The sequence below is a fragment of the Moorena sp. SIO3B2 genome (genome assembly GCF_010692525.1).
Lineage (GTDB): Bacteria > Cyanobacteriota > Cyanobacteriia > Cyanobacteriales > Coleofasciculaceae > Moorena > Moorena producens.
This window is the reverse complement of record NZ_JAAHHE010000359.1, coordinates 1-5919: the sequence shown is the minus strand read 5'-3', so window position 1 is coordinate 5919 and position 5919 is coordinate 1. Positions and strand designations below refer to the sequence as shown.

Sequence of the window (5919 nt, the reverse complement as noted above, 5' to 3'; positions counted from 1 at the left end):
AGGCTTTTAGAATTAATTGCTAAACTAGCACCCTCGACACGAGATAAAGACCCTTACCCTGCTTTTATTTTGACTAAAGTTCCTCAAGATGAAACAGCTGAAAATTTAATTATCGAATCAGAACAAATACTTTTAGAAGCCATTCAACCCTTGCTAGGGGAAGATAGTGAACCAATTAGAATTACCACCCCATTTACTGAAAGGTTACAAATTTTGTCTAATTCTTGGCAAGAGGTTTGGCAGCACTTGGTAACTTCTCAATTGATTGATTTCCTACATCCTTTATTAGAATGGCTGCCTGATAATTTAAATAAATCGAATCAAGCAGATGAACCTTTAATTTTATTAAAGTATCAAAGAGAAAGCTTGAGAAATATAGCCGAAAAAATGATTTATGCAGAGCATGCTGAAACTGAAGATTTTCTAGTTACTGAATCTTTGGCAAATTTAGCTAATAATTATCGAAACCAGATTCCAATCACTGTCGTTATTGGAGCCAAGGGTTCGGGTAAAACTTATACGTTTATGCAAATTATACGCAGAAAAGAATGGCAAAAATTTGGAGAAGATGTAGGAGTAATTAATGTAGATAACACAGCCTTTATAGCACCAATTATCGCTTCAAATAATCTCAATAATAAAGCAAAAGAAATAGTAGATGACGTCCGGAAATATTGTGCTGAACAGATAGGGTTGACACCTCCCGTCAATGACAGTGAGATTAAAGACTATATTCGAGAAGGATGTCAACAGAATTTACATGAAGGTCAATGGCGCGATCGCTGGTTGGATGTCATTGCCAAGAGTCTAGATATGACAGGTAAAGGTCGCGATTTACCTAAGTATCTAGCTGATAATAAACAAAAAATAGTAGCTGTAATTGACGGCTTGGAGGACTTATTTCAAGAATTTGCTCAGGATAAAGCTCAACAAACTGCTTTACGAGCGTTATTGCAAGATGTCCCTCAATGGCTGGAACAAGAACCCTTTCGTGGTTTAGGAATTATTATTTTTGTCAGACAAGATATTTTAACTGCTTCTGTTCGTCAAAATTCCGGTCAAATGATGTCTCGCTATCAGCCTTATAGGTTAAGGTGGAATGGAGAAACCGTATTGAGATTAGTTGCTTGGGTTGCTAGGAAAGCTGATATTTCGTTAAATTTAAAGCGATCCGAACTTCAAGATATGAATGAAGCAGAACTTACGGAAAGTCTAAGACCCTTGTGGGGCAAAAACCTAGGAAACGATCGCTCTAGACAAGCACGTTCTGCTCCGTTTGTCATTGCCGCATTATCTGACTACAATGGACAAATTCAGTCTAGGGATGTCGTGCGTTTTCTTAAAATTGCGGCAGGACAATCCATTGATGATGATTATTGGCAAGACCGAATTCTAGTTCCCAAAGCAATTCGAGGTTGTTTGGATGAATGCAGCCAAGAAAAAATTACAGAAATAGAGCTAGAAAATGAACCGTTAAAAAGAGTATTTAATAAATTACGTCCATTATCAGCAGATCAGAAAAAAAGCCCTTTTCAACTAGAAAATATTGACTTATCTCCAGAAGACATTAGCCTCCTTAAAGAAAATGGAGTCATTATCGCTGACGGCGATAAGTATTACGTTTCAGAAATCTTTCGTTTAGGATTAGGGTTTTCCCAAAATGTTGGCAGACCAAAAATTATGGCTTTAGCTCGTCGAGCTGGACAAGGAATCTAGATGATGCTTATTAAGGTATTATTTACCGCTCCCCTCCTTAAAAGAAGGTGATTGAAACGGTTAAGGGAGCAGGGCTGTTTCAAAATTCAATAAATTAGAGCGAGAGAGGGGAATAGGTTAAACGTATTGGTTCAATAAACGATGAACCCTAACGAATGAACACTCTTCCCCAGACTCTTGCTTTACGAATTAGGCTCTAACAACTAATTCGACCATTTTTGGGCAACTAACTCAGCCAAATCTACAACCCGCTGAGAGTAACCCCACTCATTGTCATACCAGGCAACAACCTTAACCATATCGCCACCCATGACCATAGTTAAGCTAGAATCCACAATTGAGGAAGCATCATGACCCCTGTAATCACAGGAAACAAGAGGTTCGTCGCCGTAAGCCAAAATTCCCTTGAGTGGGCCTTCAGCTGCTTCTTTGAGCACTTGATTGACCTGCTCAGCAATGGTACTTTTCTCAACTTGAACTACCAAGTCAACGATAGACACATTAGGAGTTGGCACCCGCAGAGCAATACCATTGAGTTTCCCTTTCAGTTCAGGAATCACTAGGGCTACCGCTTTGGCCGCACCAGTAGAGGTAGGGACAATGTTGAGCGCTGCTGCCCGAGCCCGACGTACATCCCGGTGGCTCGCATCAAGAAGCCGCTGGTCCCCCGTGTAGCTGTGGGTTGTGGTCATTGTCCCTTTGATAATGCCAAACTGTTCATGCAGTACTTTGGCAAAGGGAGCTAGACAGTTGGTAGTACAGCTAGCATTGCTAATCACGTTATTTCCTTCGTCGGTGTAGTCTTCGTGATTAACACCCATGACATAGGTGGGGACGTCGCCTTGGCCAGGAGCAGTGATTAGCACTTTCTTAGCACCAGCAGCTATATGCTTGCCAGCTCCATCCTGATCTCGGAAGACACCAGTGGCTTCGATAACTAGGTCAACACCCCAAGAGTCCCAGGGCAAGTTCAAGGGGTTCCGGTCGGATACACACTTGACAGTTTTTCCATTAGCTGTGATGGAATTTTGATCACAACTGATATCTGCATCAAGTTTGCCCAGCATTGAGTCGTATTTGAGCAGATGGGCATTTGTCTTGGGATCAGAGGTATCATTGATTCCCACTATCTCTAACTGGCTATTCTCCCGAGTCAGCCAGCATCTCATAAAGTTGCGTCCGATGCGTCCAAAACCATTGATCGCTACTCTAATCACTGCTTCTTGCCCTCTGTAATTCAAAGTAAATATTTTCTTAATGATTCTAATAATATCGCAAAGGTTGAAACAATTTGAAACTTTTACTGAATTAATGTGGTGTGATGTACTCGTTTTGAAGCCAGATGGGTATACTTATCTCCAAAGCTGGAGGTTTTGGGAGCAGAGTCTCCTCTGGGGATGGCACAGATCTGACAGATCTCAATATTGCCTCGGCAACCTGATTTTACTCACGCCATGTCTGAATGCAGTCGCTCCCAAAGCCCCTCTCCCCTAACCAGTCTCAACCGATTAGTTTGGTATGTAAGTCCTAACCCTCATGGTTGGGAGTCATACGGATAAACCCAAAAATCACCACTAGCTCTGTTCTAGTGCTATTTTATGGGTGTTTATGGGTCTTGGGACGTTTTTCCGGATTGAGAACTCTTGTTGACGTGTAATATATACGACAATCTAGGTACTCAAAAATCAGTTATGTAACAGTTACGTTATCAAACTTAAGGTATTATTCCCCGGTTTGACAGTACAGATGTACTTATTTACCAAAAATTATTCCTGGATATGTATTTTTCCTGATATGATAGCGCGTGTTATTGGCAAATTAGGCGTGTGCGGTGTGGTGTGTAAGGAGTTAAAATGCCAAAGACTGTTGATTTCAGTAATAAACCATTTCATTTCATTGGTATTGGCGGAATTGGGATGTCAGCTCTTGCCTACATCCTAGCCAAACGCCAATTCCGAGTATCTGGCTCAGATACTCGGACAACCCATATCACGCAACGTTTGCAAGCAGTAGGTGCTCAGATCTTCAGACAGCAGTGTGCTGCCAACTTAGAATTTTTCCAATCCAGGAACGCACCAGCTTGTGAGGACGTAGCAGCTAAAACGGTTAGCACGAGTTTGAACCCAAAGGCGCTCACAGAAATATCACAATCAAGTCCGACTATATCTGTAGCTGACCCCTGTTTAGGATTGCCTCAAGTTATCTGTTCCACAGCAATTAACCCATTAAACTCTGAGTATCAGGCAGCTTTAAAGCTAGGTTGCCCGATTTTCCATCGCTCAGATTTACTAGCGGCGTTGATTGAAGACTATTACAGTATAGCAGTCGCTGGGACTCATGGGAAAACTACAACCAGTAGTTTGATCGGTTATCTACTGTGGCAAGCGGGTTGTGACCCCACCATGATTATCGGTGGTGAGGTGGATGCTATCGGTGGTAATGCCAGGCTGGGAAATGGACCATTACTGGTTGCTGAGGCTGATGAATCCGATGGTTCATTGGTTAAGCTCTCCGCCGAGATTGGTGTAGTAACCAATATTGAGCTGGATCATCCAGACCATTACCAGAAGTTAGAGGAGGTTGTTGAAATATTCCAGACGTTCGCGAAGCGCTGTAAAAATTTAGTGGGATGTATTGATTGCGAGACAGTGCGATCGCAACTAAAACCGAATATCAGCTATAGTCTACGGCGGGATATGGGGGCAGACTATAGCGTTGATGATGTAACTTATGAAGCTAATGGCACTACCGCCAGAGTTTGGGAGGGCAATCAGGTTTTAGGTCGGTTGGAGCTGAAATTGCTGGGCAAACATAATCTCAGCAATGCCCTAGCCGCAGTAGCAGTAGCACGAAATTTGGGGTTAGAGTTTGAGGCAATTGCCTCCGGGATCGCTAGCTTTGAGGGAGCAAAACGCCGATTTGAGCTGCGGGGCAAGTGCAATGATATTAGTTTTGTGGATGACTATGCTCACCACCCCAGTGAAATTCAGGCAACCCTAGCTGCGGCAAGAATCCAGGTCAAAGCTGACCAGCGAATAATTGCAATTTTCCAACCTCACCGATATAGTCGTACCCTGAGGTTTCTCCCCGAGTTTAGTGTTTCCTTTAGTAACGCTGACTTGGTGGTTATCAGTGATATCTACAGTGCTGGGGAACCAGATTTAGGAGAAATTAGTGGGGAAAACCTTTATCAGGCGATCGCATCTAACCATAAGGATGTGCATTACCAACCAACTCTCGAATCAGTGGTAGAGTTTCTCAACCAAATTCTCTATCCCGGGGACTTAGCCCTATTCTTGGGAGCCGGTAATCTGAATCAGATTATTCCTAAGGTTATGGGGTTTTACCAACAGCCTGAGAATGGCTTAGTTAAGCAAGATTTAGCCCCAAAGCATCAATAATTGTCAATCAAGCTAGGGAATCGTAACTATAGACCTACCTCAGAAGGTCAGTATGATCTCAAGCCTCTACTATACTCGTGAATCAACTTTCCACGAACTCCTCTGGGTACTCTACCCCCTAGCAATTCTAGCCAATGTGACTGCCAAAAACCGATCGGCATTATTTTCATTGTGTGTAGATCCGACTCTCTACCCTGATTTTCCTGATGATAACTAGCGTGCTAACCCAGAAAAAAACTCCTTCCCAGTTACAGTTGTATATTCCAGGAACCAATTGTCCACTTCAGTCCCAGGTATCCTTAGCCAAACTCACCTCATTTCGTGTGGGAGGTCCCGCTCAGTGGTACGTCGCCCCTCGGAGCCTAGAAGACCTACAAGCTAGTTTCCAGTGGGCTCACTACCAAAAATTACCCCTAACCCTGTTAGGGGCGGGTTCCAACCTTCTAGTCAGCGATATCGGTTTACCGGGTTTGGTAATTTGTACTCGCTATCTGCGCCATACTCACTTTGATGCAGATACAGGGAGAATTACCGCCAGTGCTGGTGTACCGATTGCCCGTCTGGCATGGCAGGCTGCCAAACGAGGCTGGGAAGGGCTAGAGTGGGCTGTGGGCATACCTGGAACCGTTGGTGGTGCTGTGGTCATGAATGCTGGTGCCCACAAAAGTTCCACAGCTGATCTTCTGTTTCATACAGATGTTCTATCCCCTGATGGCTCAATGGCGCAACTCACTAGCCAAGACCTAGGCTTTAGCTATCGCACCTCAATCCTTCAAGGTAGCGATCGCATAGTCACCCAGGC

Annotated in this window: 3 protein-coding genes and 1 pseudogene; 3 read left to right on the top strand and 1 reads right to left on the bottom strand. The window is 43.6% G+C overall.

Features of this window, described 5'->3' with window-relative positions; all coding sequences use genetic code 11:
* Positions 1-1716 (top strand): annotated as a pseudogene (locus F6K38_RS33520) (ParA family protein); the annotation flags it as partial.
* Positions 1717-1919: 203 nt separating this feature from the next.
* Here F6K38_RS33520 and F6K38_RS33515 read toward each other — a convergent pair.
* A complete protein-coding gene (locus F6K38_RS33515; protein WP_044492436.1) occupies positions 1920-2933 on the bottom strand; it encodes a type I glyceraldehyde-3-phosphate dehydrogenase in 1014 nt (337 codons plus the stop codon).
* Between the two features lie 636 nt (positions 2934-3569).
* Between F6K38_RS33515 and murC the strand changes: the two genes are divergently transcribed.
* Positions 3570-5117: a UDP-N-acetylmuramate--L-alanine ligase gene (gene murC, locus F6K38_RS33510; protein ID WP_287359412.1), complete on the top strand. Its 1548-nt coding sequence runs from the start codon at positions 3570-3572 to the stop codon at positions 5115-5117.
* 206 nt (positions 5118-5323) lie between these two features.
* Positions 5324-5919 (top strand): UDP-N-acetylmuramate dehydrogenase (gene murB, locus F6K38_RS33505; RefSeq protein ID WP_287359410.1); only part of this gene is annotated, 596 nt, incomplete at its 3' end.